This window comes from Pseudanabaena sp. CCNP1317, from assembly GCF_034931345.1.
GTDB classification, from domain to species: Bacteria; Cyanobacteriota; Cyanobacteriia; order Pseudanabaenales; family Pseudanabaenaceae; genus Pseudanabaena; species Pseudanabaena galeata.
Genome location: NZ_JAYGIF010000010.1, coordinates 1 through 26995, shown reverse-complemented (window position 1 = coordinate 26995; position 26995 = coordinate 1). Strand labels below are relative to the sequence as shown.

24 protein-coding genes are annotated in these 26995 nt (G+C 43.2%); 14 read left to right on the top strand and 10 right to left on the bottom strand.

The genetic code is table 11. The features are described 5' to 3' along the window. Positions 1-7: 7 nt before the first annotated feature. The 5 genes from msrA to VB775_RS05600 form a co-directional block, all read right to left on the bottom strand. A complete protein-coding gene (gene msrA / locus VB775_RS05620; RefSeq protein ID WP_281006561.1) occupies positions 8-664 on the bottom strand; it encodes a peptide-methionine (S)-S-oxide reductase MsrA in 657 nt (218 codons plus the stop codon). A gap of 66 nt (positions 665-730) precedes the next feature. Then, on the bottom strand, positions 731-1024 hold the full coding sequence (locus tag VB775_RS05615) for a DUF1816 domain-containing protein (protein WP_281006560.1): 294 nt from the start codon (positions 1022-1024) through the stop codon (positions 731-733). Positions 1025-1173: 149 nt separating this feature from the next. Then, on the bottom strand, positions 1174-2697 hold the full coding sequence (gene rlmB / locus VB775_RS05610) for a 23S rRNA (guanosine(2251)-2'-O)-methyltransferase RlmB (RefSeq protein ID WP_281006559.1): 1524 nt from the start codon (positions 2695-2697) through the stop codon (positions 1174-1176). Continuing rightward, the gene (locus VB775_RS05605; protein ID WP_281006558.1) at positions 2694-3089 is read right to left on the bottom strand and encodes a Mini-ribonuclease 3; all 396 of its coding nucleotides are present in this window, start codon (positions 3087-3089) and stop codon (positions 2694-2696) included. Before VB775_RS05605 ends, rlmB begins: the two co-directional genes overlap by 4 nt. 463 nt (positions 3090-3552) lie before the next feature. Continuing rightward, a complete protein-coding gene (locus tag VB775_RS05600; protein WP_407072999.1) occupies positions 3553-3963 on the bottom strand; it encodes an STAS domain-containing protein in 411 nt (136 codons plus the stop codon). Positions 3964-4332: 369 nt separating this feature from the next. On the opposite strand from VB775_RS05600, the gene VB775_RS05595 reads away from it, so the two are divergent. Both VB775_RS05595 and gatA read left to right on the top strand, forming a co-directional pair. Then, a complete protein-coding gene (locus tag VB775_RS05595) occupies positions 4333-4896 on the top strand; it encodes a Uma2 family endonuclease (protein WP_281006556.1) in 564 nt (187 codons plus the stop codon). A gap of 137 nt (positions 4897-5033) precedes the next feature. Further along, positions 5034-6494 (top strand): Asp-tRNA(Asn)/Glu-tRNA(Gln) amidotransferase subunit GatA, encoded by a 1461-nt coding sequence (gene gatA / locus VB775_RS05590; RefSeq protein ID WP_281006555.1) that lies wholly within the window; start codon positions 5034-5036, stop codon positions 6492-6494. 74 nt (positions 6495-6568) lie between these two features. Here gatA and VB775_RS05585 read toward each other — a convergent pair whose 3' ends face one another. After that, a complete protein-coding gene (locus tag VB775_RS05585; RefSeq protein WP_281006554.1) occupies positions 6569-7858 on the bottom strand; it encodes a glucose-1-phosphate adenylyltransferase in 1290 nt (429 codons plus the stop codon). Positions 7859-8243: 385 nt separating this feature from the next. On the opposite strand from VB775_RS05585, the gene VB775_RS05580 reads away from it, so the two are divergent. The 8 genes from VB775_RS05580 (at position 8244) to VB775_RS05545 (ending at position 16663) form a co-directional block, all read left to right on the top strand. Further along, positions 8244-9569: a hypothetical protein gene (locus VB775_RS05580; RefSeq protein WP_281006553.1), complete on the top strand. Its 1326-nt coding sequence runs from the start codon at positions 8244-8246 to the stop codon at positions 9567-9569. A gap of 44 nt (positions 9570-9613) precedes the next feature. Next, a complete protein-coding gene (locus VB775_RS05575) occupies positions 9614-10825 on the top strand; it encodes a DUF2252 domain-containing protein (RefSeq protein WP_281006552.1) in 1212 nt (403 codons plus the stop codon). Positions 10826-10846: 21 nt separating this feature from the next. Further along, on the top strand, positions 10847-11152 hold the full coding sequence (locus VB775_RS05570) for a hypothetical protein (RefSeq protein ID WP_281006551.1): 306 nt from the start codon (positions 10847-10849) through the stop codon (positions 11150-11152). 177 nt (positions 11153-11329) lie between these two features. Next, positions 11330-12298, top strand: a complete 969-nt coding sequence (gshB, locus tag VB775_RS05565; RefSeq protein WP_281006550.1) for a glutathione synthase — start codon at positions 11330-11332, stop codon at positions 12296-12298. 141 nt (positions 12299-12439) lie between these two features. After that, positions 12440-13369, top strand: coding sequence for a DUF1517 domain-containing protein (locus VB775_RS05560; protein ID WP_281006549.1), 930 nt, complete (start codon positions 12440-12442; stop codon positions 13367-13369). Between the two features lie 408 nt (positions 13370-13777). Then, complete coding sequence (locus VB775_RS05555; RefSeq protein ID WP_281006548.1) at positions 13778-14905, top strand: hypothetical protein; 1128 nt, start codon at positions 13778-13780, stop codon at positions 14903-14905. 124 nt (positions 14906-15029) lie between these two features. Next, the gene (locus VB775_RS05550; RefSeq protein WP_281006547.1) at positions 15030-15602 is read left to right on the top strand and encodes a TIGR04376 family protein; all 573 of its coding nucleotides are present in this window, start codon (positions 15030-15032) and stop codon (positions 15600-15602) included. Positions 15603-15868: 266 nt separating this feature from the next. Then, positions 15869-16663 (top strand): tetratricopeptide repeat protein, encoded by a 795-nt coding sequence (locus VB775_RS05545; RefSeq protein WP_281006546.1) that lies wholly within the window; start codon positions 15869-15871, stop codon positions 16661-16663. 212 nt (positions 16664-16875) lie between these two features. On the opposite strand, the gene VB775_RS05540 is transcribed toward VB775_RS05545, so the two are convergent. The 3 genes from VB775_RS05540 to VB775_RS05530 all read right to left on the bottom strand — a co-directional run bounded on the left by VB775_RS05540 (position 16876) and on the right by VB775_RS05530 (position 17933). Further along, a complete protein-coding gene (locus VB775_RS05540; protein ID WP_281006545.1) occupies positions 16876-17214 on the bottom strand; it encodes a hypothetical protein in 339 nt (112 codons plus the stop codon). A gap of 84 nt (positions 17215-17298) precedes the next feature. Further along, complete coding sequence (locus VB775_RS05535) at positions 17299-17652, bottom strand: hypothetical protein (protein WP_281006544.1); 354 nt, start codon at positions 17650-17652, stop codon at positions 17299-17301. After that, positions 17649-17933 carry a toxin-antitoxin system TumE family protein gene (locus VB775_RS05530; protein ID WP_281006543.1) on the bottom strand — a complete coding sequence of 95 codons (285 nt, stop codon included), beginning with the start codon at positions 17931-17933 and terminating at the stop codon, positions 17649-17651. Before VB775_RS05530 ends, VB775_RS05535 begins: the two co-directional genes overlap by 4 nt. Before the next feature lie 149 nt (positions 17934-18082). Between VB775_RS05530 and VB775_RS05525 the strand changes: the two genes are divergently transcribed. Next, positions 18083-18325, top strand: a complete 243-nt coding sequence (locus VB775_RS05525) for a hypothetical protein (protein WP_281006542.1) — start codon at positions 18083-18085, stop codon at positions 18323-18325. A 100-nt stretch (positions 18326-18425) separates the two neighbouring features. Here the strand turns inward: VB775_RS05525 and VB775_RS05520 are convergent, their stop codons facing one another. After that, a complete protein-coding gene (locus tag VB775_RS05520; RefSeq protein ID WP_281006541.1) occupies positions 18426-19445 on the bottom strand; it encodes a sulfate/molybdate ABC transporter ATP-binding protein in 1020 nt (339 codons plus the stop codon). Between the two features lie 663 nt (positions 19446-20108). Here VB775_RS05520 and VB775_RS05515 point away from each other — a divergent pair. The 3 genes from VB775_RS05515 (at position 20109) to VB775_RS05505 (ending at position 26246) form a co-directional block, all read left to right on the top strand. Then, a complete protein-coding gene (locus tag VB775_RS05515; protein WP_281006539.1) occupies positions 20109-21659 on the top strand; it encodes a site-2 protease family protein in 1551 nt (516 codons plus the stop codon). Positions 21660-22005: 346 nt separating this feature from the next. Continuing rightward, entirely contained in the window at positions 22006-23457 is a 1452-nt protein-coding gene (locus VB775_RS05510) for a DEAD/DEAH box helicase (protein WP_281006538.1), read from the top strand. 563 nt (positions 23458-24020) lie between these two features. Then, a complete protein-coding gene (locus tag VB775_RS05505) occupies positions 24021-26246 on the top strand; it encodes a PAS domain S-box protein (RefSeq protein WP_281006537.1) in 2226 nt (741 codons plus the stop codon). Positions 26247-26995: the final 749 nt, after the last annotated feature.

Here is a 26995-nt window from a genome sequence, read left to right as displayed (position 1 = left end):
TAGGCTTTTAGCTAACTGCGGCAGTAGGCGGATAACAAACATTTGTACCACCTAGCCCACAATAGCCACCTGGATTTTTGGCGAGATACTGCTGATGGTAACCCTCAGCATAATAAAAATCACCAGCATCACGAATTTCTGTCGTAATACCCTGCTTCATTCCTGAAGCCTTAAGAGCATCCTGATAGACTTCTCGCGAATCTTCCGCAAGTTTGCGTTGGACATCGTTGTACACATAAATACCTGAACGATACTGCGTACCCTTATCATTGCCCTGCTGCATTCCTTGGGTGGGGTTATGGGATTCCCAAAAAACTTTCAGCAAATCAGCATAACTAATCACCTTGGGATCAAATACAACTAACACAACCTCATTGTGTCCCGTCCTACCCGAACAGACTTCCTCATAGGTTGGATTAGGAGTTAGCCCTGCGGCATAACCCACAGCTGTTACATAGATTCCCTTTTGTTGCCAAAACTTACGCTCTGCTCCCCAAAAACAGCCTAAACCAAAAACAGCAGTTTCCATACCTTCGGGAAAAGGTGGTTTCAAGGCTTTCCCATTGACAAAATGGTGAGAGGCTGTAGGAATTGCCGAATTTCTTCCAGGAAGTGCTTCACTTGCAGTTGGAAGTGTTAACTTTTTGCCAAGTCCAAATAACATATATGTATTTATCTCACTAAAAAATAGGGACTTTAGCCCCTAGTCTAATTCATAAATTTAGTGGTTTTAGGTTTGACCGCTAAATACAAGAAAACGGTCAAACTTAAAATCCAGTGAATCATCATAAACAGTAAGGTTTTCAGGCTTACAGCGCTTTACAGTAATAGCAAGCCCCTTAGAACCTTCGGCTTCCAAATCTTCTATATAACCGACCTTGGCTGATTCAGCCTCAGCCGCGCTCGTAAAAGGACCAAAGTAATAAGTGCAGTGAGGTGAATCGGTAACAATTTCGATCCACACAGCCAAACCAAATGTTTCGAGAATTGATGTGAAAATGTTCTTAAACAAATTACCACCCATGATTTTACATAGCTAAAGTGAATGGTTTTGGTGAGCGATAAAGACTTAGATTTAAGACTTTTCCTATATCTTTAATGTAACTCAAAAAATAGGAAAGCCTTATATCTACATCTTTTCTTCCATAAGTTTATATAACTTAAAACATGGTGTTAAGACAAATTGTTCAGGTTTAACGTATTCACCCAACGTTGTCTAAAAATCTCATACAGAGCCATTCCTGTGGCTACAGATGCATTCAGGCTTTCCACTTTTCCATCTAAAGGTATAGAAACGAGAAAGTCACAGTTCTTTTGAACTGAGAGACTCAATCCTTCATCTTCTGAGCCAATCACTAAAGCGATCGCCCCTGAGAATTTGGCTTTGTGAATAGATTCGCTTGTCCCTGCCATGGTTCCATAAACCCAGAAACCCGCTTCTTTGATTTTTTCAAGGGCGCGATTGAGATTGACAACACGAGCGACGGGCAAAATCTCTAATGTACCTGCGGCGACTTTGGCAACGGTGGCTGTAATTCCTGCGGCACGGCGCTGGGGAATTACTAAGGCTTGCGCTCCGAGAGCAGCAGCACTGCGAATAATTGCTCCCAAATTATGGGGATCGGTGATACCATCTGCGATCACAATGACAGGATTAGCCGATTTTTCCTTAGCTTTGACAATCAACTCATCAAGATCAGCATATTCGTAAGCAGAAACTTGAACGGCGATACCTTGATGTCTGCCATTATCCGTAATGCGATCCAGTCTTGTATTATCGACTTCATCAACGACTGCTCCCGCAGCCTTAGCTTCGTCAATCAGTGGTAAAAAATCTGGTGCATAACGCAATCTTGCCGTTACCCAAACGCGATTAATGCTGCGATCGCTTTGTAATACTGCTTCAACAGCATGACGACCATACACAATGTCAGGATTTTCAGGATTATGAACGGGTGGCACAATTCCTAGTTCACCATCGGGATCAACATTGCGCGAGACGGGTGGCAAAGAGCGGCGCTCAAAGTTTGGGACTTTGTGATCGCCGAAGTTGCGATCGCGGTCAAATTTGCGATCGCCAAAGTTACGATCAGGGCGATCGCCAAAATTACGATCACTGCCACGATCAGGGCGATCGCTACGTTCAAACTTTTTATCGCCGAACTTCTTGTCTCCAAACTTTTTATCGCCAAACTTTTTATCACCGAATTTCTTTTCGGCGAATTTGTCACCAAACTTTTTGCCGACAGGCTTGTCAAACTTGCGCTCAAATCTCGGTTCGGATGATGAGTCACTGCGCTTTTCAAAAGGTTTGTCAAAACTTTTTTCGGGGCGACGATCTGAGTATTTGTCTGATTTACCTGCGTATCCTGAATATTTAGAGGAGTCAGATCGGCTGTCGGAGCGCTTGTCAAAATTTCTATCTGTGCTTCTATCTGACGACTTGTAAGGCTTATCAGATTTGTAGGGCTTGTCAAAGGATCTTGCCGATTTTTCTGGACGGCTATCGGATCGGCTATCAGAGCGTTTATCGCTATATTTGCCCGTGCTGCGATCGGATCTGCTGTCAGAGCGATTATCAGATCGCTTATCGGAATATTTATCAAAAGACTTCTCGGAGCGTTTCTCGTAACTCCTCTCTCCGTCTCGGTCAGAATTCTTGTCGGATTTGGATTTTAGTCTGGGTTGCGTTGTCATGGCGGCGCTGGGTTATCGATGTGGCTAAGTAGCTGGGTGAAAATTTGGTCAAGGCGATCGCGATCGGTTAAGTAAAGATAACCAATCAAAGCTTCAAATCCTGTGGCACTTTGGTAAATCTTGGGATCAACTTTACGTGGTGTAGATCCCGCAGCATTGCGTCCACGTCTTACCAGATCGGACTCAAAGTCTGTGAGATCGATTGTTTCGAGAAGTCTTGCTTGTTGCTCGGCTCTTACTTGACTAACTACGAGTTGGTGATACTGTTTTGCGGTGCGTGGCGGGAGTAAATAATGCAACCGCATTTGCATTTCATAAACAGCATCTCCGATATAGGCGAGAGCCGAGGCTGGAATCTCAGCAATATTGTTAACTGTTGGACTAAGAGACATTACGAAAGAATGCCATTACAGAATAATTAGGTTAATTAGTTTGTATGTAGACAAAATGTTTAGACAGTCAACATTTACATTTATTTCAGACAAGTATGGGCAGACGGAGCCTGCCCATACTTGCTTATAAATTTTATCTCATTCACATCATACAGCAGTTTTCTATCAACAGAACCACAAAAAATTTTTAAAAGCGTTGTTTCACAACACTTTTAAAAATTTTTTGTGGTTTGGTCTGAGCGCAAAGCGTTGTAATTTGCTTTTGACTAAATTATGAAAACATCAAAATCATTTCAAGTTATTAGTCTCATATCAAGGAAAAACTCGAATTTAGAAAATTTACCCCGCTTAATTTTTCTGAAAATCTGACAAAAAGATTACCTCAATCAATTACTTGATTTACGTCTAAGTTATTAGACGTTGAGTTTTCAGCTTGATTGATCATGAGAGCTTTTGACTTTGACTAGTTTTTTTTAGTCTGGTCAAGCTTGGCTAGAGCTTCATCAATTGATGTTTGTAGCGATAGGAACTGATCTAGGCGAACCAATTTGACAGTTTGGGTGACTCTAGCGTTGGTAATAATCTGGAGAGTGCCACTCAAAGTTTGAGTTTTTTTTGCCATTTGCACTAAAACCCCAAGTCCAGAGCTATCGACAAAATCAATGGTTGACAGATCTAGTATCACGTTGATAGGACCATCTTCGACGCATTTGCCAATGACCTTTTTAAAGGCTGGCTCAGAGAAAGCGTCTAGAAGACCTGTGAGGCGGATCAATTGATAGGTGTCCTTGACTTCGCGGCTGCCTCGTAAACTCACAGTCAGGGTTAGCGGTTCAGGAATAATGACCTCCAAGCGGTGCGAACGTACCTTAATTTGCGGATATATTGTATTTGCTTTCTTCACACTTGTCCAGAAAATTGTTAAATTACCCTATCGTTAGCATTAGCTATAGCAATCCCATATAGGTTGTGAGAGTTCGCCCCAAAGGGGCGAACTCTCACGACACGCAAAATCTTACAACTCATTTAGTAGCGCTATAGTTTGGTTTTATAATTGGGATTCTGCCCAATCAGTTAAGTTTTGGAAATTAAATGTAAGCGAATGAAGGATTAGCGATCGCTTAACCCTTCATTCGATACATATGATGTCAATCGATGCGTTACGCTTCACTAACGCATCCTACATTTCAGGTTATTACGCTAAGCGATCGCCTCAGCCTCAATCCTTAACATTGCGAAAAAAATGGTACAAGCTACTGTTAACTCTTTGTCTTTAGAAGAATTTCTTGCCACCCCTGAAACTGAGCCAGAGAGTGAATTTTTTGACCGTGAGATTATTCAGAAGCCGATGCCCAAAGGAAAACATAGCGCCATTCAAAGCGAATTTACATCTTGGATCAATAGTTCCTTAAGGTTAAAGCGTATTGCCAGAGCTTTCTCAGAATTGCGTTGTACCTTTGGCGGGATGTCCATCGTGCCAGATATATCGATTTTTCGGTGGGATCGGATCGTGCGCGATACCAATGGCGAAATCGCTAATGTTTTTAACCTTCCTCCCGACTGGATGATTGAAATTTTGTCACCAGATCAACGGCAAACTAAATTAGTCAAGAAAATACTATTTGCTCTTAAAAATGGTACTGAGATAGCATGGTTACTCGATCCTGACGACAAAGTAATCTTTATCTATCGTGCTAATCAGGCTCTGCAAATATACGATCGCCCTGAACAAGTTTTACCAATGCCAGACTTTGCCAGTGATTTGCAATTAACCGTAGAAACTATTTTTAGCTGGCTCAGTGAATGAATTCACTAAATCGCTACATATTTTTAGAGGCGCGGCAAAGCCGCGCCTCTAAAAATATGATTTTACTGAGTCTTCCTTAGCATTAGCTAGTTTGGTTTTATAATTGGGATTCTGCCCAATAACCCATCAGCTTGTTTATGTCATCGATCGCCCAAATTCGTCAAACCTTAATCAATAAAGAGCGATCAGCTACCGAAATAGCTCAAGAGTTTTTAGATCGCATCGATCGGTTAGAGCCGAAATTACATAGTTTTGTGACAGTTACGCCCGAAGTGGCGATCGCCCAAGCCAAAGTCATCGATGCCGCGATCGCCGCAGGAGAAAATTTACCAGCACTAGCAGGTATTCCCTTAGGTATGAAAGACAATATGTGTGTCAAGGGGATGCCTACCACTTGCGGCTCCAATATGCTGAAAAATTTTGTCCCACCCTACGAAGCGACAATTACAGCAAAATTGCGATCGGCTGGGGCTGTCATGGTCGGCAAAACCAACCTCGATGAGTTTGCGATGGGTAGTTCTACCGAAAACTCAGCGATCGCCCTCACAGCTAATCCTTGGAATACAGATTATGTGCCTGGTGGCTCATCGGGTGGCTCGGCAGCAGCAGTCTCTAGTGGTGAATGTGTAATTGCTACGGGTTCAGATACGGGCGGATCAATTCGTCAACCTGCTTCCTATTGTGGAGTTGTTGGATTAAAACCTACCTATGGACTAGTTTCCAGATTTGGGCTAGTTGCTTTTGCTTCATCCCTCGATCAGATTGGACCTTTTGCCAACTCTGTTGAAGATGCAGCTATATTTTTAGGAGCGATCGCAGGTTACGATCCTAAGGATTCCACTAGCATTAACATCGAAGTCCCTGACTACGCAGCTTTATTAACCCCAGATTTAACTCAGTCCCTCAAGGGTAAAAAAATTGGTGTAATTACTGAAACCTTTGGCGAAGGTTTAGATAGTGAAGTAGAAGTTGCAGTTAGAAAAGCGATCGCGCATTTCGAGACTATGGGTGCAGAAGTCTATGAAATATCCTGTCCTCGATTTCGCTATGGATTGCCCACTTATTACATCATTGCGCCTTCAGAAGCTTCAGCCAATCTTGCTCGATATGATGGAGTAAAGTATGGCTTCCGTGATCAGGATGCGGAGAACTTGCTGAGCATGTATGAAAATACTCGCGAACAAGGCTTTGGTGCGGAAGTAAAACGACGGATCATGATTGGGACATATGTTCTATCGGCTGGTTATTATGACGCTTATTATCTCAAAGCGCAGAAAGTCAGAACCCTAATCGTTCAAGATTTCCAAAAGGCTTTTGAGCAGGTTGATGTTTTAGTTTGTCCAACAGCACCAACTACTGCTTTTAAGGCAGGCAGTAAAACGGAAGATCCACTGGGAATGTATCTATCTGATTTGATGACGATTCCTGTAAATTTGGCTGGGCTTCCAGGGATTAGTATTCCCTGCGGATTTGATGCCAAAGGGCTACCAATTGGGTTGCAAATGATTTCTAATGTCTTAAGAGAAGATGTGTTATTACAAGTTGCCTATGGCTACGAGCAATCAACGGAATGGCACAAACGTCAGCCTTCTATATAAATAATAAAAGCCTTGCTAAGCAAGGCTTTTATTGTTCTACTAAAACAGAAACGGCACTTTGTGCCGTTTCTGTTTTAAATAATAGTGTTATCAGGGATAACGGCATTTTTGACAACGACAACAATGCCATTGCAAATGCAATAGCCTTGATCTTCACGATTTACATCCTGCACACGATCCTTGTTGATGATCTGTACATTCTTTCCAATCCGAGCATTCTTGTCGATAATTGCATGACGAATGATCGTATTTTCGCCAATGCCCATTGGGACTATGCTGTTTTCGAGATCTGATTTGCGATCTTCTTGAGGCTGATAGAAATCACATCCCATTAAGAGCGTATCTTCGATCGTACAGTTAGCATCAATATGCATCCGAATACCAACGACGGAATTAGTGATAGTTGCTTGACTCAGGAGACATCCTTCGCCAATGATCGAGTCTTTGATCTTGCAATCATGAGCTTTGCTTGGTGGCAAATAGCGAGCGCGAGTATAAATGGGCTTTTTGGTTTCGTAAAAATTAAAAGCAGTGTCGGGGTGGCGAGTTAAATCAAGGTTTGCTTGATAGAAAGACTCAATTGTTCCAATATCTTCCCAATAATCTGAAAACAGATAAGCTTGAACATTAGAAGTATGGATAGCGTTGGGAATGATCTCTTTACCAAAGTCGGTAAAGTCAGGATTATCGCTCAGCATCTTCATCATTGCCGTTTTGTTAAAGACATAGATCCCCATCGAGGCAATGAAAGGTGTGTATTTGGCTTCTTCTGCACTCAAGCCTAAACTGGTAGTATCGACGCGCATCTCTTCTAGGGCTTCACCCTTGGGCTTTTCGAGAAACTTGATGATGCGACCTTGAGCATCAGTCTTAAGTAACCCAAAAGCAGTCGCTTTCTTTTGGTCAACGGGCAGTACGGACAAGGTAATGTCTGCACCAGTATTGCGGTGATGTTCTACAAATTTTGCGTAGTCCATATTATAGAGTTGATCGCCCGACAGAATTAGGTATTCAGTGACATTCCAAGATTCTAAAAGCCATGCATAACGACGAACAGCGTCGGCTGTACCTTGAAACCAGTCTGGACTATCGGGGGTCTGCTGCGCGGCAAGAATTTCCACAAAGCCGTCAGAATAGGATGCAGGTCGATAGGCTTGATTGACATGTCGATTAAGGGATGCGGAGTTAAACTGCGTCAGGATATAGATTTTTTCAATGCCTGAGTTAATACAGTTACTTACAGGAATGTCGATCAATCGATATTTGCCTGCTACGGGGACTGCGGGTTTAGCACGGGTCTTAGTGAGGGGATATAGTCGGCTTCCCTGTCCGCCGCCCAGAATGATAGCCAGTACGTTTTTCATAAATTATTCGGATTATCTTGGCTTTTTTATTTGCATATTTTTTCTGAATGCAAACATTGTCTATCTTTGCGGGGATCGTTGCAAGTAATGTAAGAACACAAACTTAGTAATTTGCTATGTCTTTTGTAGCAAATCAACAATTAGCTAATACAAGACAAAACCCCAGAAGATGAGTGGCGGTGCTAAGCACCGCCACTCATCTTCTGGGGTTTTAGTTTAAGCAAAACTTGCATTGCTTTGAATTTTATTATGGCTGTAGCTAGCTTTGATTGTTCCTAAGAAATGTTTGATGGGGCAAAGCCCCATCAAACATTTCTTAGGAACAATATGAATTATAAATACGTCTGTCGGGGTAAGTTTAAGCCTATGCGATTAGGGAGATTTTATGATGCTTGTCAAGACAACGCTGGCTAATTCATGTTTCACTTTGCTGAGCTTGGGCGCGATCGCCTTTTCTGCCATCTCTTCACCACAGGCAGCCAGAGCCTCAGAGCAACCGAGTTTAGACAGCCTTGTACAACAAGCAGCTTCCAAGGATCAAGCAACTTCTCAACAGGCGATCGCGAGGTTACGCGAATTTAAAAACGAGGGTGTGGATGCATTTTGGAAAGCCTATCAAAAGGATTTGCCGAATAATCCGCAATTACGAGCAACTTTAGACGCAATTTGCCAACAGAAGGACTGTGATGCCTCAAAGTTGTATTGGTACAAAGATTTAGAAGCGGCTAAGACTGTATCCAAAGAAACAGGTAAGCCGATTTTGTCTTTACGCTTGTTGGGCAACCTTAATGACGAATTGAGTTGTGCTAATAGCCGATTTTTTCGCACGGCACTTTATCCTAATGCGGCGGTGTCGCAACTGCTGCGCGATCGCTTTATTTTGCACTGGCAATCAGAGCGTCCTGTGCCGAAGGTAACGATTGATTTTGGGGATGGTCGCAAGCTAGAGCAAACTCTTACAGGCAATAGTATTCACTATGTTCTCGACAGTGAAGGTCGTCCAGTTGATGCGATTCCGGGGCTATATAGTCCACAAGCCTTTATCGAAAATCTCAAGGATGCTGAGAGGGTCGCAAACTCAGTTAACAATCTTAATGGTGATTTAAATCTAAGACGCGAAATTTTGGTTAAATATCATCGTGACCGCTACGCTAAGTTAGAAAAAAACTGGCGCTCAGATCTCACCCGTTTGCGTTTACCAACCCAACCATTACTGCCACTGGCGGTTACCAATCCCCAAGCTAGTGCAATGCTGACAAGTCGTTTGACAGTGGGAAAAATGATGGTTGAAATGCCCACGTTAAGCCGTACTACTGGTGAACCTCTGACTGAAGTTACACCTTCTTCTCCATTTGACAAGCTCAGTGATGCTAATTGGGCAAGATTAGCAAGGCTTTACCAAAATCGCGTCTATCTCGATCAAGGTAGTCTGAATGTCATGCAGCGTAAACTATCACCAAGTGCCTCTATGGCTACGGTGGTAAGCAGTTTTGAACGGGCGATCGCGCAGGATACAGTTCGCAATGAGTATGTATTTCACGCGCAGATTCATAATTGGTTTGCCAATGGTGAATTTCTAAATAGTGATACTGCTACTTTAACGGCTCTTAATCGTCGAGTATACGATGAGCTGTTTCTCACTCCTGCTAGTGATCCTTGGCTGGGATTAGTAAATGAAAATGTTTATACAGGGCTTAGTAAAGTAAATTAATGTAGTAAACCCGAAGGGTTGACTACATTAATTTGGGGATGTTTATGGCAAGTCGAAATATTCGCGATCGCATTCAGCGTTTTAATCTCAGCCAACCACGAGATCCTGAATTGCTTAAGGACAAATATGCGGCAATGTGTGCAGACAAAGAAAATCCCTTTGTCTTTTTTAGGGCTACCTGTCATCTGTTTTACGAAGACTTGCCAATAAAATCTTGGTTAAAAAAAGCGCCTCTGGTCTGGATTTGTGGCGATCTTCATGTTGAGAATTTTGGCAATTACAAAGCGGATAATCGCCATGTTTATTTTGATGTCAATGATTTTGATGAAGCCTTACTAGCTCCATGTACTTGGGAAATTGTGCGGTTATTGACCAGTATTTTTGTGGCTTCAGAAACCTTTGCCGTTAAGCCATCAGTTGCCGAAAGCCTCTGTCAGCAGTTTCTCAATGCCTATACTCAGGCGATCGCGGAGGGTAAATCCTATTGGATGGGTGCAGATATGGCTCCTTCAGTGATTACAGACTTGCTTTGTCGTAAAACGCAAGTACAGCGCAAGGAACTCCTTGATGAGCGTACAGTTTTCAATAAAGATAAACAAAGGCGATCGCTTAAAATTGATAACAAAAAAGCAAAATCAATTTCTGAACAACAAAGGAAGAAGGTAACCAAATTTATAGAATCCTTTGCGGCTCAACAACCTAATCCCCAATTTTTCAAATTATTAGATGTTGCTCAACGGATTGCGGGCAAAGGAAGTCTGGGAATTGAGCGCTATGTTTTGCTGGTAGAAGGTAAAGGCTCACCCGATGGCAATTATCTGCTCGATCTCAAAAAATCTCTTCCTTCTTCGCTTAGCCCCTATGTTATTTGGGAACAACCAAAGTGGCAAAGTGAAGCTGATCGCATTGTGTCGATTCAGAAGCGATCGCAAGCGATCCCGATTGCCTTTCTCCATGCTGTCACTATTGATGGGGATTCTTTTGTATTGCGAGAACTTCAGTCTACCCAAAGCCCCACCGATCATTTGAAGATCGAGAAATGGGATGATAAGTTGTCAAAATCCGAACAATTAATGCGATCGCTAGGGCAGATTGTGGCTTGGTCACATTTGCGAACTAGTGGACGACAAGGCTCAGCGATCGCCGATCAGTTAATTGATTTTGCAAGTAAAACAGAGTGGAAAACAGAACTGATGGAATATGCTAAGACCTATAGCCAGCAAGTACATCAAGATTGGCAAGAATTTTGCAAATAAACGTTTAGGCAAGTCTAGATTATGCGAGTCAAGATTGAGAATGAAGTTCTATTTATCCATCGTGAGGACGTACCGAAGTATAACAAACAAGGCTCAATCGTCCGTAATAGTTACTTTTGGGCTTTGCGATCGATCGCAGGTCGAGCTAACTCTCGTTATGACTGGGAATTTGAATCGGAAGTCTGGATTGCGTTGCAGAGAATGTTAATCTCTTTTGCAGAGTCAGGATATTTGCCCACCCGCGAAACTCAGTTAGAATTTGCGCCTGACACTGAGGAAATTCCCAAATTATTACGACTAGTTTCCACAGTTACTATTGATGAATAGAACCCAAACCAAGAAAGTTTTTAAAAGAGTTGCAAAGCAACTCTTTTAAAAACTTTCTTGGTTTGGCTTAAACCCAAAAGATAAGTGATGGCGCGAAGCGCCATCACTTATCTTTTGGGTTTTGATTATAAAACTGATAGATTGAGTGTTAAAAGCTCTAAAAATCAATAAAATCCCATGAAACTTGCCTTTATTATTGATCCGATCGCAAAACTCGATCCCGCCCATGACACCAGTGTAGCCCTGATGGAAGCAGCTTGTCGTAAGGGGTATGAAGTATTTATCACTAATATGAATACACTCAGTGTCAAAGATGGCAAGGCTTGGGCTTTTTTACAACCTACTAAAATTCATCCTGTGCCACTAGTTGATGGTAAATGGCAAGTCCCAAATCCTTGGTATGAAGTAGCCGAGGGCAAATTTCAACCATTAGAAGCTATGCAATTTGTGTGGATGCGTCCCGATCCACCCGTAACCACAGAATATCTCTATGCCACCTATATTCTCGATTATGTGGATGCTAGCAAAACTACAGTTCTTAACTCACCACAGGGCATTCGTGCTGCCAACGAGAAAATGTATGCACTGCAATTTACCAAGGTAATCCCTAAAACAATCGTGACGGCTGATAAAGGGACAATTCGTGACTTTGTGGCGGCTGAGGGCAAGGCAGTTATGAAACCATTGGGCGGCAAAGGTGGCGAGGGAATTTTGTTTTTGGAAGTAGGCGATCGCAATATCAACTCTCTCATCGAAATCAGCACTAATATCGGTAAAACTCCCGTAATGGTGCAGGAATATCTAGCCGACGCACAAAAGGGTGACAAGCGGATTATTCTGCTAGATGGAGAACCAATTGGCGCAGTTAACCGCGTTCCCCAAACAGGAGAATTTCGTGGCAATATGGCAGCAGGTGGCAGTGCAGTTCAGGTCAATATTACTGATCGCGAACGGGAAATATGTACTCAACTTGCACCGACTCTAAAGCGTGATGGCTTAATGTTTGTGGGTATCGATGTTATCGGCGGCTACCTAACCGAAGTTAACGTCACTAGCCCCACAGGTGTACGCGAAATTGATCGCCTTGATGGTGTGTCACTAGGCGATCGGGTAATGGATTGGTTAGCAACTAAAACCGATGGTTAATCTATTAACCATCGGTTTTAGCGCCGTAGGTGCTGAAACCCATGTAGCAGATCTTGACTAGGTTAGAATTGATCTAGAACATCTATAGCAATTCTTTGAGAAATAGCCTTTTTACCTATGAAGTTTTTTAGCCCAGAATTTATGAAAAAAGTTAAAGCTCACATCACAGTCTGGACGCGATCGCTGGTCGTAATTTCCTTAGTTGCGATGACCATATTTGGCAATGCCCACGAAGCCTTTGCTAAACGCTCAGGTGGTCGCATTGGTGGTAGCGCCTTCAAATCTTCCCCAAGTCGTTCATCGCCATCTCGATCTACTTATAGCGGCAGCAGAAACTATAGCGGTGGTGGAGGATTTTTCTTCCTGCCCATGTTTTTTGGTGGCGGTGGCGGCGGACTGTTTACGCTCCTGTTATTGGTAATCGTTGCAGGCGCGATCATGCAAGCATTTCGTGGCAATGGTGATGGCGAAGGCATTACTGGCATGGGTAGCAAAGTTAGTGTTGCCAAAATCCAAGTGGGTCTACTCTCTTCTGCGCGATCGCTGCAACAAGAGTTAACTCGTCTCGCGCTAGAGTCGGACACCTCAACATCGGAAGGCTTAGCTACAGTCACCCGTGAAACAGCGATCGCTTTAATGCGTCATCCCGAATATTGGGTTTATGTGAGTAGCGCTAACGAAAATACCAAGTTTGCCCTAGCTGAACAAAAATTTAATAGTCTAGTAATGTCTGAGCGCAGCAAACTTAATGCTGAAGTCTTGAGCAATGTCGGTGGTCGGGTACTCCAAGGCAAAACTGCGACATCTTTGCCCAGCGAAGGTAGCCTCAATCTAGAAGATCCTAGCGAATATATTGTGGTGACGCTTTTACTTGCGGTAGCTGGCGAAACCCTCAGCAAATTACCAACCTTGCGCTCTTCCGCAGATTTACAATCGGCACTATCCGTAATTGGCTCTGTGCCTACGGACAACCTGTTAGCCGTCGAAGTATTATGGGAACCCCAATCTGAGGAATATACCCTCACTAACGATGAAGTTCTAACGATCTATCCCGATCTAGTCAGAATCTAGATACAGCGCTCTGTGCTCAAACCCAAACCAAGAGAAACCTTAAAAGCTTCGCAAAGCAAAGCTTTTAAGGTTTTTCTGTTAGTACGATAAGAGAATGGCGGCGCGAAGCGCCGCCATTCTCTTACTGGGTTTTGATTTTGTGCAGCGCAAAGCGCTGCCATCAATCTTTAAGGCAAAAAGGAAAAAGGACACAATGTGTCCTTTTTCCTTTTTGCCTTAAAGATTTGCGAAATCTCGTGTAAATTTGTGGCGCTTAGAGACAATTTGTGGTATCACTTACCAGTATTATTTTTTCTTATTTTTGCTGAGACAAGTTTAAAGTATTGTGATTTGGCTAAGATAGCGGTAAAAACAGCACATTGGGTATTACCAAATGTGTATGGCTCATGGAGTGAATAGGATCGGCATATGATGCAAAATACAGATAATAAAAACCAGTTTTATGTAACTCAAGACGTTGATGCTTATACAGACAACGTTGATAACTTAATGGACGATCTATTTGGAGATGTCGAATCCACCCTCCATGTCGATTATGCTAAGCAGCGATCGCTTAGGTCAAAAAATCCACAAACCAAACAAAGCAAATCATCAGCCCCCTATGCATCTGTAAACTCCTCAAGCTCAGACATAGTTGCTATTTCCAAAATTGACACCTCCGAAAAAGAGATGTCAACCTCAAAAGATACCGTTAGCATTACCAAACTTAACGTTGCTGATATTGCCTTACCGCCCATCTCCAAACAAGATGTCCTCTGGATTCAACCCTACATCATGCGGAATCCAGAACCGACTAGCAACCTGCCACCGATACCACCCGAACCAGTAGCTCCAAAATATAATCTGCTTGATCGGCTATTACTAGTATTTGCTTGTAGCTCAGCCTTGATTGCCGCCGTAATGTGGACGATTAATCATGGAATTTGGCTGGGTCGCCAATCAGTCACTGTTGCTCAGGTTTCATCAAAAGATACCGCTGCCAACAAATCCTTTGGCGAAGAAATTAAGCGGATGTTATCGGAAGTAGCAGATAAAAATCGCGCGATCGCCACTAATCCCAACAATATCAGTAGCAACCTTCCGCTCATGGCTGCGCCCCTAGTTGGCAATATGCCCCTACCCGTTGGCGCAAATAATCCTTTTGCTAATGGCATCCAACAACCCATGTATGTGCCTGTATATCAACCACCAGCTTTAAGCAATAGTGGTAACGCCCCATCTCCCCTTGCCTTGCCACCTGTCACCGCAAATAACTCGGTGGATGTCTCTAACTCAGCAACTACAGCAAAACCAAATACTGCGGCGGTATCTCCTCCAGTTGCTGCTGCACCTGCACCATCATATACATTGATTGGTGTACTGGATTTAGGCGATCGCTCTACTGCCATGCTTGATATCAATGGCTCTGTGCAGTCCATCGGACTAGGCAAGGCGATCAATAATACAGGTTGGATTTTATCGCGCGTTAGTCAGCAAGAGATTATCCTCAAACGTGGTAAGGAAACTAAAACTATATTTGTAGGTCAAAAGTTTTAACCAAACCGAAAAGAGAGTGGTGGCACTTTGCGCCGCCACTCTCTTTTCGGTTTGGTGTCAATGCCAATGTTGATCTTGAGTTACAATTTTTCTGGAAAGCGCTTAAAACATCTGAGGAAAGTATATGGGGTTAATAGAGGATATATCTCGCTTTTTAGAGACCCGCCTAGAGGAGTTTATTCGCAATAACCCACAGATTGAGTTGCAAATCCTTGAAGATAAGTTGCGTCAGCAAGAAGAAGAAATAGCGAAACTAATCGTTAGCTCGAAACTGGAGGAGAAAAAACTCCAAGATCGGATTCTGGAAATTGCTGAAGAAATTCGCGTCTGGCACGATCGCACTGTCAAAGCTGAATCCTTTGATCGTCCTGACTTAGCTAGTGCGGCTAAAGAACGTGAAGCAGCTTTATTGCGCCAAGGTAATCAAATCTGGGCGCAGATGGAACTGGTCAAAAAACGTGCAACTGATAGCCAAACACTACAAGTGCAAATCCAAGATCGGCGCAAGGAAGTCCAAGCCAAAGTCGCTGAAGCCGCCAAAACTGCCAAGGCAAAATCGCCAACTAGTACTCCTTTAAATTGGGATAACCTTTACACTCCACCTTTTCGAGATCCTAACGATCAACTAGAAGAAACTTTTCGGCGTTGGGAAATGGATGAAGAACTTGATCGCCTCAAACGCAATATGGGTAAATAAAATCCACCCACAATAAGAGCATGTTTGAGCTGAAATACTTGACATACAATAGTTTTAGCCTCGGAAGTCTTTGATGCCTGAAACACCTGTCATTAATAAGTAACTAAGCATAAGTAAACTAAAAACCTAGAAAGCTGTCCCGCCCGCGTAGCGGGCAGGACAGCTACTGGTTTTAGGTTTTTATTATGGTGAGCTACTTAGCATTGATTCATTTATCATGTTTGACCTCCCTGAACCACCTATTGAGCCAATATTAATTAGAACCGATGCACTTAATCATTGCTAGCATAATTGCCTTGCTTTTACTTTTGAATCCTGCACCAGTGCAAGCTCAACTCAACATTACCGAAGTCGAATCAAATCAACTTGATGCCTTGGTCAAAAAGGCTTTTGAATCAACAAATGCTGGAGAATTCACATCCGCAGAAGGATATTGGACTGATTTAATCAAACTCTATCCTGAAAATGCCGCAGGTTGGAGCAATCGCGGCAACGCAAAAATGAGCCAAAATCGTCCTCAAGAGGCGCTTGCCGACTACAACAAATCAGTGGAACTTGCACCCAATTTCCCCGATCCCTATCTCAATCGTGGTGCGGCGTTAGAAAGCTTAGGCAAATGGGAAGAGGCGATCGCTGATTATAATCGCGTTTTAGAGATAGATCCTCAGGATGCAGCCGCCTATAACAATCGTGGTAACGCAAAAGCAGGGCTAGGTAAATGGGAAGAGGCGATCGCTGATTATCAAACGGCAATGAATGTCAATTCGCGCTTTAGCACAGCTTTTGGGAATAAGGCGATCGCTTTGTATGAGGTCGGTAAAAGCGATGAAGCAATTAAGGCGATGAAGAATATTCTCCGCAAATATCCTAACTTTACGGATGTGCGGGCTGCTTTAACTGCTGCTCTTTGGGCAGAAAAAAAACAAGGCGAAGCCGAAAGCAATTGGGTCTCTGTAGAAAATCTCGATCCACGCTATCGAGATATTAATTGGGTCAAAAATATTCGACGTTGGCCGCCATCACTGGTTACGGCTCTCGATAAGTTTTTGACTTTGAACTGATGTTACGTGGAACTCAGATGATGAACCTCTTGCTGCTAGCATAACAGGGCAACCACGGGGGGATTGCTGCCCCTACCTGTAAATTTCAGATCTTGTAGGGGCTGCGCCCCCGTGCCGTCCCTAGACTTACGCCATCGCAAAAATTCCTTCCTAACACCAGTTTGAAGTAAAAAAGGGGCTGACATAAAACGTCATCCCCTTTTTGTGGAACATTAATTGGCTTGAGTGTTTGCTGAGGGAATTGAAATCTTCACTTCACGACGTTGTTGATCTCTAAAATTAGAAACAGCTTCTTCAAGGGATTCAGCTTGATTTGCTCGAAACTGCTCAGGGGATTTGCCACCAGCAAGGTTGATATTATTAATTAGTTGCAATAAGTTGAGGTTGCTGCCACCGACGCTAAGTGAGCCTCTCTCTTGTTGTTGCGCTTCACGTAAGGTTTGCTCAGATAGAGTTGGTGCAGGGTTTATCTGGGCGATCGCGCCAGCCGATGCAAACATCGTGGCTGACACAAGACTTACCGCAGTTAGAGAAATATTTTTAACAATCATAGTTTTAGCTCCTAAGTAACATCTGATCACTAGTTTATACCAAATTTTTTTGAGCCTGTAGCGATCGGCAGCAAAGTACAAGATTTAGTCGACTTGTGCTAAGGGAAAACGAATCTCGATCGCTTCAAATGGTACACAAACCATGCCATCTTCAGCACGTTCGATCAGTCCTAGTTCCAGTAGTCGAGATACATCGGTATTAACGTTTGAGTAGTTGCGAGCAGAGTTTTTGGCAAGAGCATCCATGCTACTAGCGCCCATGCGACGCAGGGTGTCAAGCAAGTCGAGGCGGGCTGGAGTCAATTCAGAAAATAAGGCGCGGGCAGACTCGAAGCTTAAGTAGTAGTCAGGTGATTGTCCTTGCCGAGAGTTAATGATTTGCTGTTTAACTGCTCCAAAGATCGAGCCTTTATGACTTAGTTCAATAATTGCTTTCATGGGTTACTCCATCCGTTCACATCTTGCTCGAAATCTGCCAGTAGTTGCTCAAGTGTGATGAAGTTATAAGCTTCTTCGCGATCGCCATAATGGCGGTGGTCACCTTTACCGCGCTCATTGTCATAACGAACTCGACAAATGCCAGAAGCACCGTAGTAAAGTCGGTACTTGTAGCTATGCATTGATGGCAGTAGAGGCTGGGGAAGTTCCCAAATCACGATTTCAACAATCGAGCCATCGTCACGAACTTCTTTAGCTTTAGCAATAAGAATAGCTGACATATGTTGTGCATATTACCAATATAAAGACGATGCAGCAACGTTGCTTTGTAGTTGTTTGTCTACAAAATAACGTCGCCGCATCGACCGCTATAATATCGGGTATAGCCCTGAATAAAGAAATCATCCAAAGACTTTTGAGGAGCGAAATCATGAAAGAATCAGTTATTTATCAAGAGATTCTGCTGGAAGGCGAGGCTAAAGGCGAGGCTAAAGGCGAGGCTAAGGCATCTAACAAAATCGCCCTAAACATGTTGAATTCTAATATTTCCGTAGAATTAGTTGCCCAATTTACAGGGTTAACTCTGAAACAGGTTCAAAAACTGCAAAAACTTTCAGCACAAAAATCAAAGATGCCAAAGTCACCAAAAACAAAGCGATCGCCTAAATCCTAATTAGCAAATATCAAACTACAGCGATCGCCTTTTCAAAAAGCCAAAGACTACAAACATATCTATCGCAATAGAGCTGATAGATTCCGTAAATAGCATCTAACTAAATCGAATAATCGAGTGGAAATGACTTGGCATCCTTTGGCTCAATGTGGACATATTGCTGTGGTTGTAACTTCAACTCATCATAGCGTTCACGAGTCAGGTGAGCAGTCAAAACCTGTCCATCGCCTAGTATTAATTCAGCCTGAACTTCCCAACCAAGATGAATCAATCTCGTGATTCTGGCGGATATAGAAGTGCTCGTTGGTTCAAGTTCGATATGAATATCGCGAGGACGAATGTAAACATCACTATCGTGCTGATGAATTTCATGAAACTCACTCTTGCGATCGCGATTGGCAGGAAGTACGTTCACAGGTCCAATAAAGCTCATCACAAAGGGAGTGGCTGGATGATCGTAAACTTCCGCAGGTGTACCAATTTGCTCGATTTTGCCCTTATTCATCACCACAATTTCGTCAGCAACTTCCATCGCTTCTTCTTGGTCATGGGTAACAAATACACTGGTGACATGCACCTCATCATGGAGTCGGCGTAGCCAAGCCCGTAACTCTTTGCGGACTTTGGCATCGAGTGCTCCAAATGGTTCATCAAGGAGCAGGACACTGGGTTGAACAGCGAGAGCGCGGGCGAGGGCGACCCGTTGGCGCTGTCCGCCCGATAGTTGGGATGGATAGCGGTGACCTAAACCTTTAAGTTGAATTAATTCTAATAATTCTTCAACACGTTCGGCAATTTTCGCTTTCGGTTCTTTGCGTATTTCTAGCCCAAAGCCAATATTGCGGCGGATGTTCATATGCTTGAATAGGGCATAGTGCTGAAACACAAAGCCAATGTTGCGATCGCGTACATCTTGATCAGTGGCATCCTTGCCAGTCAGAAAAATCTTGCCGCGATCAGGGGTTTCTAAGCCAGCAATCAATCGTAATAAAGTGGACTTACCAGAGCCAGATGGACCTAATAACGCCACCAAAGAGCCAGTTTTGACCTCAAGATTGATATTGTCTAGGGCTAAAAAATCACCAAATTGCTTAACTACGCTTTCTACAACAATGCCCACGTTGCACTTACCTCAAATTGTCTTGACATGTCCGACGCGATCGCTTTTATAGAGTAATCCCAATTCACAAAAGAGTGGCAACACTTTTGTGGATTGAAAACCAGACCCAGCAAGGGTTTTAAAAGCACAAAATAGCTACGCCATTTTGTGCCTTGGTATAAGTTAATTAATTTTATAAAAGCTTTCACAAATCCACTGTTAACCTGTGTGTTTACCGTTGATTATATCCGATCTCAATACTACAATACTTAGGGTGCTGCAATTTAATAAAGAATTAGATTTTTTTGCTACTCCACTGAAAAAATCAATTCCTACAGCACTTTGCTCTCAAACCCAAGCCAGAAAGAAAATGAAAGCGTTACAAAGCAACGCTTTCATTTTCTTTCTGGCTCGTTTGATCGGCAATTTCTGTAACTTTACTGAGCCAACCCTTAGAGCTTGTATACTCTCTTCCCGTCAAGAATTAGTGGTGGGAAGCAGAATATAACCTAGAGAGTAAAAAAATAACTTATGTAGCAAGATTTTAAAAACTTTCTGTTTCTATGCAGTAGCTTACGGTTTGTCGCTAAAGTGAATACACAGAACACCGCCAAACTACTCAGAAATTGTAGGGAATTATGGCTTTTTGTCGAGAGTTCCTAGGATTTCCTGTAATTTATTTTTATGATGTCAACTCCACTTCTTCCAATCACCGTATTTATACTCACCCTTGCTTTGCTCGGTTGGGGATATTTTCGTTCCCGCAAGTTTGGCAAGCTTGGGTTACTGTCTTGGCTACAATTCGTAGCTCTTATGTCGCCTTGGTTAGTTTACTTTGGCTTGTTTGTATCGGGTGTTTTTATAAATTTCACAACGCTATTATTCCTCTTGCTTGGTTCCACAATCGCCTATGTAGCCATTAGCAATCAATTACGCAAAGCCGTCACTGAGCAAAAATCAGAGATCGAGCAGAAACTTAAGCAAGATCTTGAAGCAGGCGATCGCTCTAATGCTCCTGACAACTCAACCAATAAATCACCAATTAATTCTCCCATTGCTGTGGCTATGTCTCAGGGTCGAACACAGCTAAAACTGTTTAAGGCTCTGCCTGTGGAAGATATGAAGCTGATACAGGGGATCTTTGGAATTGAAACCTACTACGTTACTGAGACGATTCCCTATCAAGAAGGAGCGATTTTTAAAGGGAATTTGCGCGGTGAGCCTGATGTTGTTCACAATCGACTCACCCAGACCCTCAGCGATCGCCTTGGCGATAAATACAATTTGTTTTTAGTGGAAGGACAAGATCGCAAACCTGTGGTGATTGTATTGCCTAGCCGAGTCAGCACTATTGATAACAATACGATTCCTCAAAGAATATTGATTGCAGTATTGATTGTGGCAAATGGTTATACAGCCTTAAATTTGGGCGCATTAGTTGCGGGTATTCCTGTGGTACAAGCACCTCAAGAATATTTAGTAGGATTGCCCTTTGCTCTTGGGATTGGCACAATTTTAGGCGTGCGTGAGTTGGCGATGCGGATGATGGCAAAGAAATATAAGGTAACGATGAGTTTGCCTTTTCTCTTGCCTTCTTCACAATTAGGCTCTTTCGGTGCGTTCAGTCGGATTTCTACGCCATTGCCCAATCGTCTTGCTCTGTTTGATATTGCGATCGCCCCAGCCGTAGTTAGTGGATTACTATCTTTGGGCTTGTTGCTTGTGGGTTTATATCTATCGGCGATTGGGTTGGGCAGTATTGACATTCCCAGTCAAATTTTCCAAGCTTCAGTATTAGCAGGAACCTTAGCCAAACTCTTCCTTGGTGATGCATTACATACTAACTTTGTTTCGATTCATCCCTTAGTGATTCTGGGTTGGCTTGGCTCAGTCATCACCGCCTTAAATTTGATGCCCGCAGGTCAGTTAGATGGTGGTCGGATTGTGCAATCAATCTATGGACGACGCACAGCCAGCTGGACAACGGTATTAACCTTGATTTTCCTAGTGATTGCCACAGTGATTAATCCATTAGCGCTCTATTGGGGTGGCATTATTTTGATTCTATTGCGAGATTTGGAACGTCCAATGTTGAATGAACTTTCAGAACTCGATGGCGATCGCGAAGCCTTGGGTGTAGTAGCGCTCTTTTGGATGTTGATTACTTTACTTCCACTTACTTCTGGTGTTGCAGAACGACTGGGTATTGGAAGTGGTGGTGGACTTCTACCATAGAGGTTTTGCGATTTAATAAAGAACCGATTTTTTGTGGTCAGCGAAGCTGACCACAAAAAATCGGTTCTTTGGTATTACTATAAATCGCGAACCTCTGCTAAGATGTAACCCTACAGTGTCTGCTCCCAGTCATTGATGCTGTTGACACGTTACACAATTCTGTCTCTGATCCGTCTGACACCAATTTCAAAAAATGGTAACTCCAGCTTTTGAAGCTTTAAAATCCCCCCTGATTATTTTTTCTGTAAGGTTTTAGATTCTTAGGAATGTCGCAAAACTCTAAGAATTGGTACGACTACAAATGGCAACGCTAACAGCGGCAGACCAATAAAAAATTTGGAGTTCTATGTCTTCTTCCTCAATTACATTGCCTGTTAAGAAATCTTCTGTATCTCACAAATCTTCTACACCGATCGCCTCAGCACAGGGTTTCTCAGCATTAGGTTTGTCTGAGCAAATTGTCCGTGCTGTCGCATCTCGCGGTTATACCAATCCCACACCAATTCAGTCACAAGCGATCCCCGTCGTCCTCTCAGGTCTCGATCTATTAGCGGGCGCTCAAACTGGTACGGGCAAAACCGCAGGATTCACCCTGCCAATTTTACATTTACTTTCTCAGAAAGTCGTCAAGCGATCGGCTACGGGGAAAATTCCGATCCGCGCCCTGATTCTCACACCCACCCGTGAACTCGCCGCCCAAGTTGAAGAAAGCGTGCAGACCTATGGCAAACATCTACCTTTAACCTCAATGGTGATCTATGGTGGCGTGAATATTAATCCCCAGATCAATCGCCTCAGAGGTGGTGTCGAAATCTTGGTGGCAACCCCCGGACGCTTGCTCGACCATGTGCAGCAGGGGCGATTAGACTTGTCGCAAGTGGAAATCTTGGTATTAGATGAAGCCGATCGCATGTTGGACATGGGCTTCATTCGGGATATCAAGCGAATCTTGGCACTATTACCAAAACAACGCCAAAATCTCTTGTTTTCAGCAACTTTCTCCAATGAGATTAAAGCCTTTGCTAATACCTTGCTCAATCAGCCTGTAATGGTGGAAGTGGCAAGCCAAAATGCTACTGCCGATTTAGTAACGCAAAGAGTCTTTCCTGTCGATCGCGATCGCAAGCGGGATCTGCTCACCCATTTAATCAAGACTCACAATTGGTATCAGGTATTGGTGTTTACCCGCACCAAACATGGAGCCGATCGCCTAGTCAAGCAATTGCACCAAGATGACATTGTGGCGATGGCAATTCATGGCAATAAGAGCCAAGCCGCTCGTACTCGCGCCCTTGGCAAATTTAAAGATGGCAGTTTGCAAGTCTTAGTTGCAACGGATATCGCCGCACGAGGTTTGGATATTAGCGAACTGCCCCATGTGGTTAACTACGAGTTGCCAAATGTGCCAGAGGACTATGTCCATCGGATCGGACGCACAGGACGTGCTGGCTCTGCGGGTGAAGCTATTTCACTCGTATGTGTGGATGAGCGCAAGTTTCTGTCAGATATCGAGAAACTGATCAAGCGATCGCTACCTCAAGAAATCATTACTGGTTTCGAGCCTGATCCCCGCGCTAAGCCTGAACCAATCCAAGTTGGACAGCGACAAAAGCATCAGCCTCGACGGGGTGGACATGGCGATCGTAATCCAATTGCAAAACCATCGAATTCGTCTGGGGCTAGTAAATCTCCTGCTAAGCCACAACCAAGAAGTCAATCAGGCAAAAGCACCTCTCAATCTGTGTCTCAACCAGTAAGATCTGAGCGTGGAGACTCACATCACAACCGTAATCGGTAGTTATATCACTGATGTTACGTGGAATGCTGATAATGGGGCTTGGAGACCAAGCCCCTACTACCAATATGTAGGGATTTGGTCTCCAAATCCTCTTTTAACGTGAGTTCGATATAGCCATTTGCGGCGTGCTTCGCACGATGCAAATGGCGAAAAATGGTAAGAATCGCTAAGCAATTCTTACCATTTTTCGCTTTCGTCGAACTGACGTTCTTTTAAGTTACGTGGAATGCTGAGAATGTGGCTTGGAGACCAAGCCCCTACTACCAATATGTAGGGATTTGGTCTCCAAATCCTCTTTTAAGATAATTATGTAGGGATTTGGTCTCCAAATCCTCTTTTAAGATGATATAGAGACAGTATGGAGATCTTTGTTCTACGTAACATCAGTTCTAGCAAAAGCACAAAACGGCATAGCCATTTTGTACTTTTGGGTATTGCTATTTTGGGCATGAATATTTATAGATGTCTTCCATAGCGACAGCGAAATGGGGGCGCTTTGCGCCCCTTTTCGCTATCATTGTTATACTATATAAGTCTTAGCCAGACTAAAATATGGATGCTTTATGGGAATGCGCCTTTGCCTCGAATTGATCGCAACCTCGATTCAGCAACTGCATGAGCTAGAGCATATTGCAGCTTCATCCGAAGCATCTTCTGAGGAAATTGAGACAAAAAAACTCAACTTAGAAGATGCCGTTAATGTTTTGCGAGCTAGCTTAATAGAACTCGAAGTTTGTCAGCGATCGCTTGCGGGAGAACTAGATAAGTATCGCGAACTATTTGATTTTGCCCCCGATGGTTATTTTGTCACCGATGCTAATGGCGACATTTCCGAAGCTAACCGAGCCGCTACACTAATGTTTGGGTCACAGCCAATTGGTCAAAACTTAGAAAACTTTGTCTACCCTTCCTACAAAGAGCAGTTTCAGATACTATTAGGTCAACTTCAACGCGGTCAAAACATCAAGAGTTTGGACTTTCGGATGCAGTTTCCGACAGGGCAACCCTTTGACGCTAGTTTTACAATTATCAGTATTCGCACGCCCTTAGATGGGCGCGTAACTGGGATGCGTTGGTGGATTCAAGACATTACCCAACGCAAACAAGAAATTGATAAATTGCAGCAGTCTCATCAGCGCTTAGAGATTCGTGTTGCCGAAATGAACGCTAAACTCAACCTGATGGATCGCCAAATTCGGGTAGAAAGAGAAGAGCAACGTCGTATTTCTCGCAACCTCATCCGTAACGAAGCAAAACTACGGGCGATGATGCAGTATTCCTCAGATATAGTGAATATTCTCGATATTGATACGACTATTCACTATTGTAGTCCTGCATTATTTAAGACTCTAGGGTATTTACCTGAAGATGTGATTGGCAAAAAATTTGTGCAGTTTATCCATCCCGATGATTTACCAATTTTTCAAGATTTTCTGACTCAATCTGTCGATACTCTATCCGTATCAATACCAATTGTGATGCGTTATCAACATATTAATGGTGATTGGGTTCATCTAGAATCAGTTTGCTGTAATCTTTTACAAGATGCCAATGTCCAAGGTTTAGTAATCAATTCTCGTGACATTACGGAACGTAAGCGCACAGAAACAGCACTTCAAGAAAGTGAACTTCGATTAGCAGCGATCGCCTCAAGTATGCCCGCTACTCTCTATCGTCTAGCAATCTCACAAGAAGGGAAAATTTCTATTCCATTTATCAGTGATGGATTAATCGATTTAGTCGGGATCTCACCGAGATATGCGATTTCTTCTCCATATCAATTATTGGACTTAATCCATCCTGAAGATGTCGATCAATTCAAAGCACTCATCAAGGCTGGCTTCGATAAACTTGCTACTTTTCGCCATGAATTTCGTGTGATCGCGATTTCTGGTGAAGTCAAGTGGGTACAGAACATTGCGCGATATTATCATACGGATTCGGGCGCAGTATTGGCTGATGGAGTCTGTATTGACATTAGCGAACGGGGGGAAGCAGAATCTAGCCTTCAACGCACTAATGAACTTTTACGCGCAGTGATTAAGGCTGTTCCTGTATCAATTGATATTGTCAGTCCCGAAGGAAAAGTTTTGTTATGGAATTCAGCCGCCGAAAAACTATTTGCTTGGAATACTTCTACTATCGTTGGTTATCCTGTCCCTAGCATTCCTGAGTCCCAAGCATTGGAACTACAAGCTGCCATTCTCGATACGTTAGCGGGGCATCCTCTTAATGAGTTCCCGATGACGTTTCAACTTCGTGATGGAAGTTGGACAAATGTGAGTATCTCAACTGTTCTCGTTCACGATCCCCATGGCAAGATTGTGGGCGTATTACGAATTATTGATGAAGTAGGCGATCGCTTCTCTATTAGCTCAGACTATAACCAGACAATCCAAATGGAGCAAGTTCGTAACTCATCACTACTCCGTTCTGGAACAGAGGCGATCGCTAATTATGTAACGATCAATGCCAATACTCTGCTCAATCAATACAAAATTGGGCAACGTAATTTTGCTGGTCTAAATCTGCGCGGTGCTTATTTTGTGGAAGCTGACTTACAGCACGCGGATTTTAGTGGTGTAGCTCTGAATGGGAGCAATTGTAGCTATGCCAATTTCCAATCTTCAAATTTAAGGGGTGCAGATTTGCGGGGTGCTAATTTCCAGTATGCAGATCTCCAATGTGCTGATTTACGGGGTGCTGATTTACGGGGTACTGACTTGAGGGATGCAAATACAACGGGCGCAATTCTTGATGAGAGTAATTTACAGGGCGCTCTTATCTAAAAGAGGAAGGCTATTTATAGATAAATTGTAGCTGCGTTGTGGGGGTTTGGCGCACATTACCGTTTAGCGATCGCGGTGATATGCGTAAATGGTTGCGGTAATACTGCGCCCCTACGAGATTTTTTTTATTGTGATAATAGATCGCCAACAGCCAACAACAGCAAAAAACTGTAGGGGTTAAGCATTTGCGCCACAATATTCAAACTCCTCACAAAAAATCTCAATTCGCAAATGCTAAACCCTCTTTGCTCTCGCCGATCGCTTGTCTCTGCGTGGTGGGGTTTGGGCGCAGCATTACCGTTTGGAGGTTGTGGTGAAATGCCTAAATGGTGGCAGTAATGCTGCGCCCCTACGATAATTTTTACTTTTTACTTTTTACTTTTTACTTGTTTTGGTGAATGTTTAAAAAATTTGGGGAGATGGGGACACAAGAAAATTTAGTGATATATTGGCTTTGCGGATGGTAGGGTTTGGGATGTAATCACGCCCGAAAGCCCAAAACTCGCTCACTTTTTCCTTTCTACTTTTTCCTTGCCAAATTATGATGCCCCATCGCAAGAAATCATCGAAATTCGCTCATTTCTTCCTTTTGTCTTTTTCCCTTTGCCTTGTGGGTGGGGGTGCGACCTTGACATAATACGAAGATTGTAGAACAATGAAAGAATAACGAAGGAGATCAAGAAAGAAAATGTCGGCAAAGTTAATAAGTGTAGAAGGCACAAAAGTAAAAATCGAACTTACAATTGAAT

Excerpts from the sequence above, each read along its gene's own strand:
- msrA (WP_281006561.1), bottom strand. The coding sequence starts at position 664 with ATGTTATTTGGACTTGGCAAAAAGTTAACACTTCCAACTGCAAGTGAA.
- VB775_RS05615 (WP_281006560.1), bottom strand. The coding sequence starts at position 1,024 with ATGGGTGGTAATTTGTTTAAGAACATTTTCACATCAATTCTCGAAACA.
- rlmB (WP_281006559.1), bottom strand. The coding sequence starts at position 2,697 with ATGACAACGCAACCCAGACTAAAATCCAAATCCGACAAGAATTCTGAC.
- VB775_RS05605 (WP_281006558.1), bottom strand. The coding sequence starts at position 3,089 with ATGTCTCTTAGTCCAACAGTTAACAATATTGCTGAGATTCCAGCCTCG.
- VB775_RS05595 (WP_281006556.1), top strand. The coding sequence starts at position 4,333 with ATGGTACAAGCTACTGTTAACTCTTTGTCTTTAGAAGAATTTCTTGCC.
- gatA (WP_281006555.1), top strand. The coding sequence starts at position 5,034 with ATGTCATCGATCGCCCAAATTCGTCAAACCTTAATCAATAAAGAGCGA.
- VB775_RS05585 (WP_281006554.1), bottom strand. The coding sequence starts at position 7,858 with ATGAAAAACGTACTGGCTATCATTCTGGGCGGCGGACAGGGAAGCCGA.
- VB775_RS05580 (WP_281006553.1), top strand. The coding sequence starts at position 8,244 with ATGATGCTTGTCAAGACAACGCTGGCTAATTCATGTTTCACTTTGCTG.
- VB775_RS05575 (WP_281006552.1), top strand. The coding sequence starts at position 9,614 with ATGGCAAGTCGAAATATTCGCGATCGCATTCAGCGTTTTAATCTCAGC.
- VB775_RS05570 (WP_281006551.1), top strand. The coding sequence starts at position 10,847 with ATGCGAGTCAAGATTGAGAATGAAGTTCTATTTATCCATCGTGAGGAC.
- gshB (WP_281006550.1), top strand. The coding sequence starts at position 11,330 with ATGAAACTTGCCTTTATTATTGATCCGATCGCAAAACTCGATCCCGCC.
- VB775_RS05560 (WP_281006549.1), top strand. The coding sequence starts at position 12,440 with ATGAAAAAAGTTAAAGCTCACATCACAGTCTGGACGCGATCGCTGGTC.
- VB775_RS05555 (WP_281006548.1), top strand. The coding sequence starts at position 13,778 with ATGATGCAAAATACAGATAATAAAAACCAGTTTTATGTAACTCAAGAC.
- VB775_RS05550 (WP_281006547.1), top strand. The coding sequence starts at position 15,030 with ATGGGGTTAATAGAGGATATATCTCGCTTTTTAGAGACCCGCCTAGAG.
- VB775_RS05545 (WP_281006546.1), top strand. The coding sequence starts at position 15,869 with ATGCACTTAATCATTGCTAGCATAATTGCCTTGCTTTTACTTTTGAAT.
- VB775_RS05540 (WP_281006545.1), bottom strand. The coding sequence starts at position 17,214 with ATGATTGTTAAAAATATTTCTCTAACTGCGGTAAGTCTTGTGTCAGCC.
- VB775_RS05535 (WP_281006544.1), bottom strand. The coding sequence starts at position 17,652 with ATGAAAGCAATTATTGAACTAAGTCATAAAGGCTCGATCTTTGGAGCA.
- VB775_RS05530 (WP_281006543.1), bottom strand. The coding sequence starts at position 17,933 with ATGTCAGCTATTCTTATTGCTAAAGCTAAAGAAGTTCGTGACGATGGC.
- VB775_RS05525 (WP_281006542.1), top strand. The coding sequence starts at position 18,083 with ATGAAAGAATCAGTTATTTATCAAGAGATTCTGCTGGAAGGCGAGGCT.
- VB775_RS05515 (WP_281006539.1), top strand. The coding sequence starts at position 20,109 with ATGATGTCAACTCCACTTCTTCCAATCACCGTATTTATACTCACCCTT.
- VB775_RS05510 (WP_281006538.1), top strand. The coding sequence starts at position 22,006 with ATGTCTTCTTCCTCAATTACATTGCCTGTTAAGAAATCTTCTGTATCT.
- VB775_RS05505 (WP_281006537.1), top strand. The coding sequence starts at position 24,021 with ATGGGAATGCGCCTTTGCCTCGAATTGATCGCAACCTCGATTCAGCAA.